Consider the following 14,763-nt stretch of genomic DNA (forward strand, 5'->3'; position numbering starts at 1 on the left):
GACCCGCGAAAGCGACACCGAGATGCGTGGTGAGCTGGTCCGGAAGTTGACCGCACGGGGCCTGGCCACCGGTGGGGCGGTCCTGGCGTTCCTGGTGCTCGCCCTCACCGGCGCGACCGCCTGGGGGCTCTGCCTGGCCGTGGCGGCACTTGCCGCCACCGTCTGGGAGCGCCGGGTACGACCCGGTGCCGACAACGTCGCGGAGACCACGCTGATCGCGGCGGGAGTGCTGGTCGGCTATGCCCGGCAGCTCGACGCCGGCTTCGATCCGGCGCTGGCCGCGACCGCTCTGGTGTTGCTGGGCCTGGTGCTGCTGACCGGTCCGCTGCGCCAGGCCGGGAACCTGGAGATCCGGGTCGCCAACCTGCCGGTACGGACCTGGGTGCCGCAGGCCGCGGCGATGCTCGGCGACGCCGTGGCCGCGCTGCTCGGCCTGCTGGCCCTGGCCGCCCTGGCGGGTCTGCCCGCCGCCGTGGCCCTGGCGGCGACGCTGCTGGTCGGTGGGGTCGCCGCAGCGGTCGCGCTCGGTCTTGCCCGGCGACGGTTCCGGCCGTCCCCGGCCGGGTCGGCGGTGGCTCGGGCGCTGCGCCGGCACCAGCCCGAGTTCGTGCTGCACTTCTCCGCCCCGCCCGGTTCCGAATATCAGGTCACCATGTGGCTGCCGTACCTGGCACGGATCGGCCGGCCCTTCGTGGTGATGGTCCGGGAGCCGGAGTTCCTGGCCTCGATCGCGGCGGCCACCACCGCCCCGGTGATCTACTGCCCCACCACCCGGAGCATGGACGAGGTGCTGGTGCCGAGCCTGCGGGTGGCGTTCTACGTCAACCACGGCGCCAAGAACAGTCACTGCATCAGGTTCACGCAGCTCACCCACGTGCAGTTGCATCACGGTGACAGCGACAAGGCCCCCAGCGCCAACCCGGTCTCGGCGATCTTCGACCGGATCTTCGTCGCCGGTGCGGCGGCCATCGAGCGGTACGCCCGCGCCGGGATCGACATCCCGGCCGAGAAGTTCGTGGTGGTCGGTCGTCCCCAGGTCGAGGCGATCGAGGTGCGCTCGCGGCCGGCGCGGGCCCTGACGAACCCGACGGTCCTCTACACCCCCACCTGGACCGGGCACAACGCCGACGCCGACTACTGCTCGCTGCCGGTGGCGGAGCCGCTGCTGCGACGCCTGCTGGACCGGGGGGCCACCGTCATCCTGCGGGCCCATCCCTACACCGCGCAGAACCCGGCCTCGGCCCGGCAACTGGCCCGGCTGCACGACCTGCTCGCCGCCGACCGGACCCGCACCGGGCGGGCGCACGTCTACGGTGCCGCGGCGAGCCGGCTCACGCTCACCGACTGCGTCAACCGCGCGGACGCGCTGGTCTCCGACGTGTCCGGGGTGGTCTCCGACTGGCTCTACTCGGGCAAGCCGTACGCGGTGACCGACATGGGCACCGACGGCGACCGGTTCGTCGAGCGCTTCCCGCTGGCCGCCGCCGGCTATGTGCTGCGCCGGGACATGGCCGACCTGGACGACGTGCTGACCCGACTGCTCGACACCGATCCGCTCGCGGAGGCCCGCTGGGTCACCCGCCGCCGCTACCTGGGTGACTTCCCCGTCGACTCGTACGCCGAGGTCTTCCTGGCCGCCGCCCGACGCGAGCTGGACCCGGCCTGGACCGCACCAGCGCAACGCGCCGCGGTCGCCGTGCCCTTCACCTCCGCCACCTGAGATCACACGCGGCGCGTCCCGCTCGGGATCCGGTGCCGGGTGGTCGTCGGATCCCGGGCGCCCGGTGAGGGTGGCCGGCGTCGCCGACCACCCTCACGAGCCGTTGGCCGGGGTCAGGTCACGGGCAGGGCTGCCAGGCGAGGTGGTACATCGTCTGGATGCTGCCGTCGGTCGAGTCCATCGTGAGGAAGTTCGTGTCCGTGGACCTGCCCCGGCTCAGGCGCAGCTCGGTGTTGATGTTCAGGTTGCGCAGCTCGCCGCAGGGGTGCCAGACCACGGAGGCGATCGGCACCTCGTCGGTCACCATCCAGTTGTCGTCGAGCGGAGCGGCGATGGGGTGGTTGCTGAAGGTGCTCTGCGTCATGCCCTGGAAGTAGTAGTTCGCCCGCGCCGAGGCGACGGCGCCCGGGTTGAGCAGCCCGTACCCGCGGTAGTCCACCTTGACGATCGCGAAGGTGTAACCGGCCGGGGCGTGCACCAGCACGTTGAGCTGGCAGTTCCGGCGCCCGTCGGTGACCGGGATGCCCGGGCCCGCCTGGACCAGGTAGTCGCTGTAGATGGTGGTGAAGGCGGTGTTGTCCGGGGAGACCGCGACGTCGGCGGTGCCCGGTCGGCATCCGGAGCCGGCCATCGCGACAAGGTCGATCACGACCTTGTCGGTGGGCGGGTCATCCATGATTCCCCTAGCGGACGCCGGCGTTCCCACGGTCAACGACGAAGCGAGTAGCACAAGCACCACGCCGCCCCGCGTCAGCAGTTTACGCATGAATCCTCCTCCGGTACAGGAAACGACGCCAGATGCGGAACAAGCTACGTACAGACATAGATGTGTGTCAACGTAATCCCCATTGTTTCACGGCGAACTGCAAACCGAATATTATTCGGCTCAGTTCGCCAGCTTTACGTCGTCCCACAGAGTGAGATCGCCGGAGGCTCCGACCGATGAGGCCACTTGATCAGGCACACACCCGTTGCGCAGCAACAGTTATAGAGGTTGATCTCCGCTTCCGGCAATTACGATCAAGCGCACACCCGTAATCGATCATATAGACGTGTGCTGATGCTTGCGGGTGCCGTACAGCGTCGCTAGCATCCTCTCGCAGAACGACATCCGAGTGCTCTCCATCACCACTCGCCACCGCCTGCACCGGGTCGGTAGGCGACGAGTCTCACGGCCGTTCGGCGAAGAAACACGCGTTGAATTCGGTGAACATCAACTGCATCCGAGAGGAACAGAATGACAAAGAACCTCGTCGGCGCGAGAACCGCGATCTTCGCCGTACTCGGCACGGTTCTCGCGTTGTCCCTGTCCGCACCGGCCCACGCCGCCCCAACCGGTTCCACGGCTGCGCCCGACAGCGAGATCACCGTCGAGGTGGTGGCCGCCAACGGCTCCGGCTGTTCGCCCGGCACCGCTCGTGTGGTGGCCCATCCCGACAACACCGGCTTCCGGATCCGGTACTACGACTTCGTCGCGACCGCCGGCCGGGGCGTCGAGGTCACCGACAGCCGGAAGAACTGCCAGCTCGGCGTGCTCGTCAACGTGCCGGCCGGCTGGACCATCGCCGTCGCCGCCGCCGACTACCGGGGCCGGGCCCGGATCCCCACCGGCGCGACCGGTCGCCAACGGACGAGCTACTACTGGCAGGGCTCGTCCGAGACCAGCCGCACCGACGCGACCTTCACCGGCCCCTACAACGGTTTCTGGGGCACCTCGGACGTCGCCCCCGTGCTGGTCTACACACCCTGCGGACAACAGCGGGTGCTCAACGTCAACACCGAGTTGAGAGTGGACCCGGGCACGGCCGGGTCGAACGTCAGCATGTCCATGACGACGACCGAGGGCGACGTCGACACCCTGTTCAACCTCAAGTGGGAACGGTGCTGATCCCCTGATCCGGCAGAGTCACCACGCCGAGCCACCCGGCGGCGGGCGCGGGCGAACAACCCGCCCCGCCGCCCTGGTTACCTGAGCGGAAACGGGCGCGGCGGGTAGGTCAGTCGAGGCGTGCGGCGACCTGGAGGGTGTTCAGGTAGTGCTTGCGTATCGTCCCGGCCGGACGGGTGGCGATCAGCTGCCGGATCCCGGCGAAGAGGGTTCGCCGCTGCCAGGGCTCGGCGGCGATGTGATTGGAGTACGTGGACAGCACGGCCAGGTACTCGTCGGCGGTGTAGTCGCGGCTCCAGACGTAGCGGTGCACGGTCGGGCTGGCGAAGAACCCGCTGCCCGCCATCGCCGCCGCATCGGGGGCCGCGAGCGTCTCGGGTGGCTGCGGGCCGCCCTGCCCGTCCCCCATGCCCACCTCGGCGTAGATCCGCTGGACCTGCCGGAAGAAGTCGTCGCCACCTGCCGGTGACACGTGCTCGGTGGCCACGATCGCCAGGTGGCCGCCGGGACGCAGCAACTCGGCCGCCCGGCGGTAGGCGACCTCCGGGTCCAGCCAGTGCCACGCCGTGGCGGCGAAGACGAGGTCGAACGGCACGCTCTCGTCAGCTTCCCACCGCTCGAAGGGCGCCACCAACACGCGCACGTCGCCCCGGCCGGCGAGTACCCGACGCGCCACGGTGGCCAGTTCCCGTCCCGGCTCCAGGCCGACCACCTGCCAGCCACGCGCCAACAGACCACGGGTGGCCTTACCGGTGCCCGTACCGACCTCCAGCGCCCGGGCCGGCCCGGCCACCAGGCCCGTCGTCTCGGCCAGGTCGGCGAACAACGCCTCCGGATAACCCGGCCGGGCCTGCTCGTACAGTTCGGCGGCCGTGTCGAACGTCGTGGCCAGCCCCGCGTACGGTTCCTGCTCCCCCATGATGTCCCCTCGCAGGTGTCAGACGTCGCGGTCGATGTCACAGGTGATCGTCGCACCACCCCGACCAGCCGCCCCCACGCCACTCCCACCCACTCGCCGCCCGAGATCTTGGAACGTTTCCGTCTTTCGCGAACGGAAACTTTCCAAGATCTCGGGTTCTCGCGCTGGGCGGCTACGGGGTGCTAGGTGGGACGGCGGGTCCAGGCCATGAAGCGGGTGAAGAGGGTGGTGGGTGTCGGGCCGTCGTGCGGGTTGAGGCGGTAGAGGTCGCGCATCGCCTCGTACATCAGGCCGGCGAGGTAGATGGACAGGCCGGGCAGGTTCCCGTCGTATTCGACCCGCAGCAGCAGCCGGGCCTGACCGCAGGGCCAGGGCTGCCCGTCGACGCGGCAGCACCAGATCGGCCGCAACGGGGTGTGCGGCACCTCGTCACCACAGGTGGAGGGTCGCAGCGGACGCGGACCCCGCTCGGGAGGGAAAAGCCGGGTGGTGATCGCACCCGACCGGCCCACGGTCACCACCGGCCCCCGTTGACCCGCCGTTGCCACCCCGGTGAGGACACCGGCAGCAGCGTCGTCGGGCACAGGTAGCGGGCAACCCGGGTACGCACATCGACCTCCCAGTCATTGATCGGAAGGGGCCGCCCGGACACGGGGGAAGGCGCACGGGCGGCCCCGGGGCAGAACCGCCCCGTCCCTGTCTGGATGGGAGCGGCCCCGCTGCGTGACAGTCTGGTGAGGACACCGCTACTGTCGGAAGGCATCGACGCTGGCCACGGTGGGTTCCGGGTGCCCCGAACCGGCCCCTGGCGGCCCCTTGGCGATCTACGTAGACCCGGTGGAGGGGACATGGAACGCGAGCAGCCTTCCGACCTGCACGAGTTGATCCGTACGCAGCTCCGCCGGCTGCGAGCCGCGGCCGGCATGAACCAGGAGGAATTCGGTCGGCGGACGAACTACTCGGCGTCGCTGGTGTCCGCTGTGGAGGTGGGCACCCGTCCCCTCGACCGGCCGTACGCGAAGCGGGCCGACGAGGTGCTTCAGACCGGGGGCATGTTCGAGGAGTTGCTGCGCACGGCGGAGGTGCTGCGCCAACCCTCGTGGTTCCTGCCCTACCTGGAGGCCGAGCGCAACGCCCGGCAGCTCCGCTGTTACCAGCCGACGCTGGTGCCGGGCCTGCTCCAGACCGAGCGCTACGCCCGCGCGGTGATCCGGACCGACGCCGCGCTGACCGAGGCGGGGGTGGAGCGTCGGCTGGCCAACCGGATGGCCCGGCAGGCGGTGCTGGAGCAGGACGACCCGCCGCAACTCGTCGCGGTGATCGACGAGGTGGTGCTGCGGCGGGTCGACGAGGAGCTGAAGGACGTGCTGGTCGAGCAGGTGCACCACCTCATGGAGCTGGCCACCCGGCCCAACATCAGCGTGCACCTGGTGCCCACCGGCGTCGGCATGCACATCGGACTGACCGGCCCCTTCACCCTGGCGAGGGGCGCGGACGGCGGCTGGGTGGCTAATCTCGAAACTCAACTTGGCGGCGTTCTCGCCGACAAGGACGACGACCTGACCGCCCTGCTGTCCCGGTGGGAGACGGTGCGCAACGAGGCACTGTCCGGCCGCCAGTCGATCGAGCTGATGAAGGATGTGGTGAAGCCGTGGATCTGAACGGCGCGACCTGGCGCAAGTCCACCCGCAGCGGCGCCGGCGGCGGCGACTGTGTGGAGGTCGCCGACAACCTGACGGGCATCGTGCTGGTCCGCGACACCAAGGATCGCGACGGCGGCACGCTGGCCTTCACCCCGGCGGCCTGGGCGAGCTTCGTCGGCCAGGCGAAGCAGCACGGCCCGCACGCCTGACGTACGTACCCGGAAGCCCTCGGCCGGCGGGCCGAGGGCTTCCGGGTGTGCAGCGGGACCGGTGCGATCAGGCCGAGTAGCCGCGGGTGGCGGCCCAGTTGGCCAGGTCGATGGTGCTGAGCCAGTACGACGGGTACGAGGCGTCCGCCGAGTCGGCGATCTTCACCAGCCGCCCGGAGTCCTTGTAGCCGACCACGGCGATGTAGTGCCCGCCGGGGAAGGAGTGCCAGCGGCCGTCGGTGTCGGTGACGGTGCCGGCGACGTTCACCACGACGCCCCGCCCGTCGCTGACGGCGGTGACGACGTCCGCCTGGAGCTGGTCCATCTGGGCCGGGCTGGCCGCACCGCCACGGATCATCGTGGTCTCGTACGGGTCGCCCTTGACGACGGCGTTGAGGACGCGGGTGGTGTCCTCGGCCGAGTTGGTGCCCGCGAACGTGGTGCCGAGCTGGCTGGCCAGGGCGTCCTGGCTGCGCGCGACACCGGCGGCGCTCAGCGCGTTACGCACCGCGGCGGGACCGCAGTAGTAGCCGTTGATCTGGGCCTGGTGGTCGTACGCCAGGACCTTCGAGGCGGGCGGCTTCGGTGCCGCCTTCTTGCTGGTCAGATCCGGGTCCGGGGTGGCCGAGCTGGGCTTCGGCGACGGCGAGGCGGTGGCGCTTGCCGGTGCCGGGCTGGCCGGCGCGGCGCTGCTCGGCGCGGCGCTGCTCGGTGCGGCGCTGCTCGGTGCGGCGGTCGACGGCGCGACCTCCGCCTGGCTCGGCGCGGCCACCGTGTCGCCGGACAGTTCGGCGGCGGTGGTGGCCTGCGCGGGGGCCGGGGTGTTCCCGGTGCCGGCGAGGGCGGCTCCGGTGCCGGTGGCCAGGACGAGGGCCACGGCGGATCCGGCAACGAGCTGATAGGGGCGTTCGCTGACCAGCCGGCGGAGCCGGCGGGAAAGGGTGTGCTTCACGGATTCCTCCACGGGCTGAGGGGAGAACGGCACACCGGCTCCGGCGGTCGGGTCGGCAACGGGACGCCGACGACCGCCCGGGCGAGCGGGACAGGCCGTTCAAGGGGTACGCCCGGAAGAACCCGGGCGGTGGCGATGACCGGGGTCAGCTCGCGGCGGTCGGGCCGGCGAGCACGGGCACCGCGGTGCCGTGGAGGCGGGGGAACGGGGGAATCACATCGGACTGCACGAGGGTTGGTACTCCTTCCGTCACCGCCGACCGGGTTAGCTGACGGATTCGGGCGGGAAGTCGCCCTACCGCGGGCCGAGGCTCGCGGATTCACCCCAGTGGTGCAGTGGGTCCCCGGTTCGTGAGTTCACGATTGAGCGGGTCGGTACGGCGTCGCTTCCTGCGATCGGTTACCGCACCGGACGCGCTGACACTACTGGCCGGTCACCTCGAAGCCAACCCGCTCTGACCTGCTTAAACATGATCGAGCCAGGCAATTTTCGGGTAACCGGGAACTGGCGTCACTCAATGGGACCGACGGCATCCCGGGCGCCTTCGGGTGACAACCGGACGGCAGGGGAAAATCTCGCCGGGGATTACTGCGGTAATCGCCTCACCTACGAACAGTGACCGAATTTCGAGCAATGTGACCCAGCTCACGGAATTTCAGCCGAGCCGAGCCGGACGCCAGCGCGGGACCAGGTCGGGCCGCCCGGCGGTGGCTCGACCGGAGACGGGCGGTCGGGTCGGTCGGAGCCGCTCGGCGGCCGCGTACGCCTCGGCGGAGAGGCTGCGGGCCGCCTCGGTGGCCAGTTCCGCCGCCCGCCACAGGTCACGCTCCCGCTCGGCGGCCGATCGATAGGCGGCCAGACGGTTGTCGCGCACCACCCGGGCGAGGACCGCCTCCTGCTCGGCCGGGTGACGTCGGGGGTCCCAACCGGACCGGTGCGCCAGCACGTCGGTGAGCTGTCGGGCGGTCAGGTCACCGCGCCAGTGGGCAGCCATCGCGGCCCGGTGCAGCCAGCGTTCCCGAGCCGCGTACTCGGCCGGGGTGCGCGGGGTGCGCGGGGCCGACAGCCCGGTGACGCCGGCCAGCCGACGGGCGGCGGCCTCCGCCTGGTCGTACGCGGCCCAGGCGCGGTCCAGCTCCGCCTGGGCCACCCGCCACGCCGTACGCCGTCGCTCGGCGTTCTGCCCGGCACCGGCTGCCGCGACCGCCACCTCCCCGGCGTATCGGCGCAGGTCGGCCTCCTCGGTCGCGGCGCGGACCGCATCCTGGTCGGTGGTCTTCTCCACCGGCCCGGCCGGCTCCGGGCGGGCGACCAGCACGGTGAGTACGCCCAGCGCGAGCACCAGCAGAACCGACCAGATGGCGGCGGCGCGTGGCACCTCGATCAGGAACTGGTAGAGAACGGTCTTCTCCATGTCGGCACCTCAAAGACATCGGTACGGCGTCGGTGGTCGTACCGGCAGCGGATGGCGTTGCGGCGCGGTTGCCGGGTTGGCGGGCGGTGCCGCCGGTCATGGCGAGCATCGACGGCGCGACCGGCGGCGACGGGCTGGCCGTGCTCGGCGCCGAGGCGCGGCCGGGCGCGGTCTGGAGGCGCGGAAAGGGTCGCCAGGATCAGGCGTGCGGTGGGGCGCGGGCGACTCGGACACCCGTCACCCGAGCCGGCGACCCCCGCGTGACGCCGGCGGTGCCGCTGTCGAGCGCCGTCAGCCCGGGCTGGCCACCGGCCGCCGGTGGCATCGCGGGAATCCCGGACCCGGCGAAGTCACCGGCGTCCCGCGCGATCGGCGACCCGGTCGCCTCCGCCGCGTCAGCAGCGCGCGGTCCGGTGGACGACGCGGACACCCCGGCCAGGTCGGCGCCACCGGCACCGCGCACGGTCGGCGTCGCCAGGCCGACCGGGTCGAGGCCGGTCACCAGGTCGAGACCGGCCAGGTCGAGGGGTGCGGCGACTTCGCGGGCCAGGTCCGGTGCGACGGCGGCGGCCGGCGATGCGGCGGCGGGTGACTGGTCGGGCAGGGCCCAGGCGCCGAGGGTGAAGGCGGCGGCGACCGCGAGCCCGGTCAGCAGCCGCGCGGCCCAGCGCGCCAACCACCACAGCGGACGGGCGGGCGCGGCGGGAGGCACCTCGTCACGCTACCGCCACCGCCCGCCCGCACACACCGGTCCCCGGGCGTGTCGTACCGTCCGGCGAGTCGGCCACGTACGTCGATACGCGCAGGTCAGCCTGCCGGCCGCCTACCGTCCCTGATGGACGGGGCGGTCCTGCTCCGGGCCGGTGGCGGGGTCCGGGTCGCTGCCACCGGACACCCGCTGGCGCGGCAGCCCGTCCACGACCGGTCCGCCCGGCGTCCCGGATCGCGGGGCACCGTTCGACTCCGTGGCTCGCGCCGTGCCACCCGGCGTCGTGGACCACCCGCCATCCGACGTCGCGGACCGCGCCGCGCCGTTCTGCCGGCCGGGTCGTGGCGGCCGGGACGGGGCCAGGCGGCGCATCATCGGCTGTTCCACGTACCGGTGCAACAGCGCGGCCAGTCCCAGGGTGAGCAGCAGGAAGCCGAACACCGCGACCGGGCCCCACCAGCCGGGCAGGCCCGTGCCCCAGTCGCCGGTCACCCGCAGAATCGTCATGATCACGAAGACGTGCACCAGGTAGAAGGCGAAGGAGACCTCACCCAGCCAGACCATCGGTCGGGAGCGCAGCGGTGAGCGCCGCCCGTGCACGTCCGCGTCGGCCGCCGCGGCGATCACCAGGACGTACGCCGCCGACAGCAGTGCCGCCCAGAATTCCGCCCGGATCCACTGAGCGGCCGCCACCCAGGTCACGACGAAGATCAGACTGGCCAGCGGCAGTCGTGGCCCCCGCCAGCGACCGCGCAGCATGAGTTCGGCGGCGGCCACGCCCATCCAGAACTCCAGCGAACGGACCAGCGGGAAGACCTGGGTGAACCACCAGCGACTCTGCTCCGGCACCAGCGCCTGCCCGGGCCAGAGCGCCAGCGTCAGCAGCGGCACCGCGATCACCACGGCCCACAGCAGCCACGGTCGGGCCCGTCGCACCGCCGGCAGCGCCAACGGCAGACACAGGTAGAAGAACAGTTCGCAGGAGAGCGACCAGCTGACGTTGTTGACGCTGTAGAAGTGGCCGGGGCGGGGATCCCAGGCCTGGACGAGGAAGAGGTTCTCCAGCGCCGCCACCGGGTTGATCGGGTCGGCGAACCAGAGCATCGCCAGCATGGCCAGCGCCCACAGCACCAGGTGGTTCGGATAGATCTTGGCGAGTCGTCGCCGCCAGAACCGGCGGCGGGAGGCGCCGGGCCGCATCGACCAGACCAGCACGAAACCGCTGAGGATGAAGAAGAACTGCACCCCGGACAGGCCCAGGGTGAAGATCTCCCCCACCACGGCCTGCGGGCCGGGGTCGGCGATGATGCGCATGGTGCCGGCGTGGAAACCGAAGACCAGCAGCGCGGCGATCCACCGCAGACCGGTCAGCGACGGCAAGCGGCTCGCGTACCCGGGCGCGGCGGCGGGCGTCGGTCGATCGACGGTGATGGTGCTGGTCACTCCGGAACCCTACCCACTGAACCTCGGTCCACCTGGACGGCGTGGCACGCAGGCTGTCTGCGGCCGGGCGGCGGTGGCGTACCGGACACACCCGGGCACTGACCCACAGATCAGTACAGACCTCCCGCAACCGCCGCAGGTGTCATCTGCCGGCCTCGTGGCCTACTATTCCGAGACCCGAGAGGTACACCACCCCGTTACCTGGCGACCCGGTGGGCGTGGGGGCGGACGCACCGAGGAGAGGCAGAGCCAGCGATGCACCAGCGGATTCTGATGCGAGCCCGCAAGGATCCCTTCGAGGTCAACTCCCCGGAGGAGACGTTCGACCGGAACCTGATCGGGGACAACGTCGGCAACCTGGTGTTCAGCCACGCCGCGCACAAGCTGCTGGGCGCGCCCGGCGTCGAGATCACCTCCAACCGGGGCGTGGTCAACCCGCGCGCCGCGGACCGGATCAACGAGGAGTACGACGTCTTCGTGGTGCCGCTGGCCAACGCGTTCCGGCGCAGCTACGCGCACCGGGTCGACGCGATGAGCAACCTCATCGAGCGGCTGAAGATTCCGGTCGTGGTGCTCGGCGTGGGCGTGCAGACCAACGTCGACGGTGACCGGGAGTACCTGCGACCGATCGACGAGTCGGTCAGCCGGTTCTGCCGCGCGGTGCTCGACCGCTCGCACAGCATCGGGGTACGCGGCGAGATCACCGCGAGCTACCTGCGTACGCTCGGCTTCTCCGCCGTCGAGGAGATCGGCTGCCCGTCGATGTTCCTGCACGGGGACACCCTGCCGGTGGAGAAGCGCAAGGCCACGCTCGGCACCGACGACCGGATCGCGTTGACCGTCTCGCCGTACGTGAAGTCGATGGCGAAGATCATCCAGTCACACCAGCAGCGCTACCCGAACCTGCGCTACATCCCGCAGGACGTGAAGACCCTGGGCACGCTGCTCTACGGCGACGCGCCGGAGGACCGGGGCAAGACCAGCGCGATCCCGCTGCACACCTCGCACCCGCTGTTCGCAGAGGACAAGGTGCGGATGTTCGTCGACCCGTGGACCTGGATCGACTACCTCACCGGCTTCGACTTCAACTTCGGCACCCGCATCCACGGCACGATTGTCTCGTTGCTGGCCGGCACACCCGGCTACCTGTTCGCCCACGACTCGCGCACCCTGGAACTGGCCCGGTACTTCGAGATCCCGCACCGGGCCATGCGGGACGTGCCGAAGGACGTCGACGCCGCCCAGTTGTACGACGAGGCCGACTACTCCGGGATGGTCAACGGGCACAAGGCGCGCTTCGCCACGATGCTCGCCTTCCTCGCCAAGCACGATCTGGACAACTCCTTCGCCCACGGGGACAGCCCGGCCGCGTTCGACGCCCAGGTCCGCGCGACGACCTTCCCGCCGGCGGTCCGGCCTGCGCTGGCGACCGCACCGGAGGTGCTGCTGGAACGCATCCAGTGGCTGCGCGACCGGGAGACCGAACTCCGCGAGCAGGTCCAGCAGCAGCGCCCGGACCGGTTCAAGGCCCGGATCAAGAAGGCTGTTCCGGCACCGGTACGCCGCATCCTCAGCCGTTAACCTGATGCCGGCCGGCTGTTCAATTACTGAACCGTCGGCGGTCACGTCAGGTTCCAGGTCTGTCCACCCGGGTGGCCAATTGTTTCCGGGTGGTCACACAGCCGACGCCAACGCCGCTGCTGAGCATCGTCGTGCCGGTTTACGGCGTCGAGGCGTACCTGCGCCAGTGCCTGGACTCGATCCACGGCGACATTCCCGCTGACGAGGCGGCGCGGGTCGAGGTGGTCGCCGTCGACGACGCCTCACCGGACCGGTGCGGTGACCTGCTGCGCGAGTACGCCGCCGAGCATCCCGGGCTGCGCGTGCTGCACCTGGCCCGCAACGTCGGCCTCGGGCCGGCCCGCAACGCGGGCCTGGACGTCGCCACCGGCCGGTACGTCTGGTTCGTCGACAGCGACGACTGGCTGCCGGCCGGCACGATCCCGGCGGTGCTGGACCGGCTGCGGGCGGACCGCCCCGACGTGATGATGGTCGACCACCTGCGCGTGCACGAATGCGGGCGCGAGGAGGTGGACGCCAGCAGCCGACTGCTGCGCGCAACCCCCGGCGTGGTGCGGCTGGCCGACCGCCCGCAACTGCTGCGGGTGCAGCACACCGCCTGGAACAAGGTCGTACGCCGGGAGTTCCTGGCCGAGCTGGGGCTGCGCTTCCACCCCGGCTGGTACGAGGACATCCCGTTCAGCCACCCGCTGCTCGTCGGCGCGGAGCGCATCAGCGTGCTAGACCGGGTCTGTTACCTGTACCGCCAGGGTCGCCAGGGCGCGATCACCTCGACCCGCAGCGGGCGGCACTTCGACTCCTTCGAGCAGTACGACCGCCTCTTCGCCTGGCTGCGGCGACGGCATCCCGACGGACGCTGGCACGCCGAGCTGTTCGACCTGATGGTGAACCACTTCCTGGTGGTGGTGGGCAACGACGACCGGCTGCATCCGCACCTGCGCCGGGACTTCTTCCGCCGGGTCGCCGCGCACTACCGCAGGTACCTGCCCAGCGGCGGCTACCCCCGCCCCGGTGGGGTGTCGGGGCTCAAGCACCGGCTGGTCGGCCGCGACAGCTACCTGGCGTACGCGGCGCTGCGGCGAGCCCACCGGCTCGCCGGCCGGTTGCGGGGCGGCACCGGTGGGGATCCCACGACGGCCGGGACGGGCCCGGCAGCGGACGGCCCGACCCGAGATCGCACGTTGGTAAACACGCACGGAAACGGATCGGAATGACGTTCAAGATCGGATCGCATCTGGTCGGCACCGGGGAGCGCCCCTTCGTGGTCGCCGAGATGTCCGGCAACCACAACGGCGACCTGGACCGGGCATTGTCCATCGTGGACGCGGTGGCGGCCAGCGGTGCGCACGCGCTGAAGCTCCAGACGTACCGGCCGGACACCATCACCATCGACGTGGACACGCCGGACTTCCGCATCTCCGGCGGGCACGAGCTGTGGGGTGGGCAGAACCTGTACCGGCTCTACGAGAAGGCGCACACCCCGTACGAGTGGCACCGGCCGATCTTCGAGCGGGCCCGCGCCCTGGGGCTGACCGTCTTCTCCTCCCCGTTCGACGCCTCCGCGGTGGAGCTGCTGGAGGAGCTGGACGCCCCGGCGTACAAGATCGCCTCGTCGGAGCTGGTCGACCTGCCGCTGATCCGGCTGGTGGCGGCCACCGGCAAGCCGATGGTCATCTCGACCGGCATGGCCACCCTCGCCGAGATCGACGCCGCCGTACGCACCGCCCGCGACGGCGGCGCGGGTGGGATCATCCTGCTGGCCTGCACCGCCTCCTACCCGGCACCGCCGGCCGACAGCAACCTGCGCCGCATCCCGGTGCTGGCCGACGCGTTCGGCGTGCCGGTGGGCCTGTCCGACCACACCCCCGGCATCGGGGTGCCGGTCGCCTCGGTGGCGCTCGGCGCCTGCTTCATCGAGAAGCACGTCACGCTGGACCGCGCCGACGGCGGGGTGGACTCCGACTTCTCCCTCAACCCGACCGAGTTGGCCGCCCTGGTGGTCGAGTCGGAGCGGGCGTACGCGGCACTGGGCGGCACGGCGGTCGGGCCGACCCCCGCCGAGCAGGAGGGCCTGCGCTTCCGGCGCTCGCTGTACGTGGTGGCGGACGTGCGGGCCGGAGACGAGGTGACGGTGCACAACGTCCGCTCGATCCGACCGGCCGGTGGGCTCCCCCCGGTCGAGATCGACCGGGTGCTGGGCCGCCGGTTCACCGCCGACGTGGCCCGTGGCACCGCACTGAGCTGGGACCTCATCTGACGGTGCCGGGGCGCGTCGTGACGATCAC

At 71.2% G+C, this 14,763-nt stretch carries 14 protein-coding genes and 1 riboswitch; of the genes, 7 read left to right on the forward strand and 7 right to left on the reverse strand.

Annotated features, from left to right (window positions below; translation table 11 throughout):
- Window positions 1-22: 22 nt before the first annotated feature.
- Window positions 23-1,720, forward strand: a complete 1,698-nt coding sequence (locus O3597_RS15955; RefSeq protein ID WP_164445351.1) for a CDP-glycerol glycerophosphotransferase family protein — start codon at window positions 23-25, stop codon at window positions 1,718-1,720.
- A 118-nt stretch (window positions 1,721-1,838) separates the two neighbouring features.
- Here O3597_RS15955 and O3597_RS15960 read toward each other — a convergent pair whose 3' ends face one another.
- Window positions 1,839-2,486 (reverse strand): DUF4360 domain-containing protein, encoded by a 648-nt coding sequence (locus O3597_RS15960; RefSeq protein WP_164445352.1) that lies wholly within the window; start codon window positions 2,484-2,486, stop codon window positions 1,839-1,841.
- 471 nt (window positions 2,487-2,957) lie between these two features.
- Here O3597_RS15960 and O3597_RS15965 point away from each other — a divergent pair, with 471 nt between their 5' ends.
- Window positions 2,958-3,608, forward strand: a complete 651-nt coding sequence (locus O3597_RS15965; RefSeq protein ID WP_164445353.1) for a DUF4360 domain-containing protein — start codon at window positions 2,958-2,960, stop codon at window positions 3,606-3,608.
- Window positions 3,609-3,717: 109 nt separating this feature from the next.
- Here O3597_RS15965 and O3597_RS15970 read toward each other — a convergent pair whose 3' ends face one another.
- Together O3597_RS15970 and O3597_RS15975 are read right to left on the reverse strand one after the other, a co-directional pair.
- Complete coding sequence (locus O3597_RS15970) at window positions 3,718-4,527, reverse strand: class I SAM-dependent methyltransferase (RefSeq protein WP_281601617.1); 810 nt, start codon at window positions 4,525-4,527, stop codon at window positions 3,718-3,720.
- A gap of 182 nt (window positions 4,528-4,709) precedes the next feature.
- On the reverse strand, window positions 4,710-5,021 hold the full coding sequence (locus tag O3597_RS15975; RefSeq protein ID WP_164445950.1) for a hypothetical protein: 312 nt from the start codon (window positions 5,019-5,021) through the stop codon (window positions 4,710-4,712).
- Between the two features lie 354 nt (window positions 5,022-5,375).
- Between O3597_RS15975 and O3597_RS15980 the strand changes: the two genes are divergently transcribed.
- Together O3597_RS15980 and O3597_RS15985 are read left to right on the forward strand one after the other, a co-directional pair.
- On the forward strand, window positions 5,376-6,188 hold the full coding sequence (locus tag O3597_RS15980; RefSeq protein ID WP_281601618.1) for a helix-turn-helix transcriptional regulator: 813 nt from the start codon (window positions 5,376-5,378) through the stop codon (window positions 6,186-6,188).
- A complete protein-coding gene (locus O3597_RS15985; protein WP_281604559.1) occupies window positions 6,185-6,379 on the forward strand; it encodes a DUF397 domain-containing protein in 195 nt (64 codons plus the stop codon). Before O3597_RS15980 ends, O3597_RS15985 begins: the two co-directional genes overlap by 4 nt.
- 67 nt (window positions 6,380-6,446) lie before the next feature.
- Here O3597_RS15985 and O3597_RS15990 read toward each other — a convergent pair whose 3' ends face one another.
- The 4 genes from O3597_RS15990 to O3597_RS16005 all read right to left on the reverse strand — a co-directional run bounded on the left by O3597_RS15990 (window position 6,447) and on the right by O3597_RS16005 (window position 10,897).
- Window positions 6,447-7,343, reverse strand: a complete 897-nt coding sequence (locus O3597_RS15990) for a C39 family peptidase (protein WP_164445357.1) — start codon at window positions 7,341-7,343, stop codon at window positions 6,447-6,449.
- A 226-nt stretch (window positions 7,344-7,569) separates the two neighbouring features.
- Window positions 7,570-7,710, reverse strand: a riboswitch (cyclic di-AMP (ydaO/yuaA leader).
- Window positions 7,711-7,986: 276 nt separating this feature from the next.
- Window positions 7,987-8,745: a hypothetical protein gene (locus O3597_RS15995; protein ID WP_281601619.1), complete on the reverse strand. Its 759-nt coding sequence runs from the start codon at window positions 8,743-8,745 to the stop codon at window positions 7,987-7,989.
- Window positions 8,746-8,944: 199 nt separating this feature from the next.
- A complete protein-coding gene (locus O3597_RS16000; protein WP_281601620.1) occupies window positions 8,945-9,457 on the reverse strand; it encodes a hypothetical protein in 513 nt (170 codons plus the stop codon).
- Window positions 9,458-9,568: 111 nt separating this feature from the next.
- The gene (locus tag O3597_RS16005) at window positions 9,569-10,897 is read right to left on the reverse strand and encodes an acyltransferase (protein WP_281601621.1); all 1,329 of its coding nucleotides are present in this window, start codon (window positions 10,895-10,897) and stop codon (window positions 9,569-9,571) included.
- Window positions 10,898-11,152: 255 nt separating this feature from the next.
- On the opposite strand from O3597_RS16005, the gene O3597_RS16010 reads away from it, so the two are divergent.
- From O3597_RS16010 to pseI, 3 genes are all read left to right on the forward strand, one after another.
- Window positions 11,153-12,478, forward strand: a complete 1,326-nt coding sequence (locus O3597_RS16010; RefSeq protein ID WP_281601622.1) for a polysaccharide pyruvyl transferase family protein — start codon at window positions 11,153-11,155, stop codon at window positions 12,476-12,478.
- Between the two features lie 89 nt (window positions 12,479-12,567).
- Window positions 12,568-13,692: a glycosyltransferase gene (locus O3597_RS16015; protein WP_281601623.1), complete on the forward strand. Its 1,125-nt coding sequence runs from the start codon at window positions 12,568-12,570 to the stop codon at window positions 13,690-13,692.
- The gene (gene pseI / locus O3597_RS16020) at window positions 13,683-14,735 is read left to right on the forward strand and encodes a pseudaminic acid synthase (protein ID WP_216592629.1); all 1,053 of its coding nucleotides are present in this window, start codon (window positions 13,683-13,685) and stop codon (window positions 14,733-14,735) included. The genes O3597_RS16015 and pseI overlap by 10 nt, the downstream gene beginning before the upstream one ends.
- The last annotated feature ends 28 nt before the right edge of the window (window positions 14,736-14,763 follow it).

Origin of the sequence: Verrucosispora sp. WMMA2044, from assembly GCF_027497155.1 — a bacterium.
Classification (GTDB): domain Bacteria; phylum Actinomycetota; class Actinomycetes; order Mycobacteriales; family Micromonosporaceae; genus Micromonospora; species Micromonospora palythoicola.

Coding starts and splice junctions, on each gene's coding strand:
- O3597_RS15955 (WP_164445351.1), top strand. CDS start 23: ATGCGTGGTGAGCTGGTCCGGAAGTTGACCGCACGGGGCCTGGCCACC.
- O3597_RS15960 (WP_164445352.1), bottom strand. CDS start 2,486: ATGCGTAAACTGCTGACGCGGGGCGGCGTGGTGCTTGTGCTACTCGCT.
- O3597_RS15965 (WP_164445353.1), top strand. CDS start 2,958: ATGACAAAGAACCTCGTCGGCGCGAGAACCGCGATCTTCGCCGTACTC.
- O3597_RS15970 (WP_281601617.1), bottom strand. CDS start 4,527: ATGGGGGAGCAGGAACCGTACGCGGGGCTGGCCACGACGTTCGACACG.
- O3597_RS15980 (WP_281601618.1), top strand. CDS start 5,376: ATGGAACGCGAGCAGCCTTCCGACCTGCACGAGTTGATCCGTACGCAG.
- O3597_RS15995 (WP_281601619.1), bottom strand. CDS start 8,745: ATGGAGAAGACCGTTCTCTACCAGTTCCTGATCGAGGTGCCACGCGCC.
- O3597_RS16010 (WP_281601622.1), top strand. CDS start 11,153: ATGCACCAGCGGATTCTGATGCGAGCCCGCAAGGATCCCTTCGAGGTC.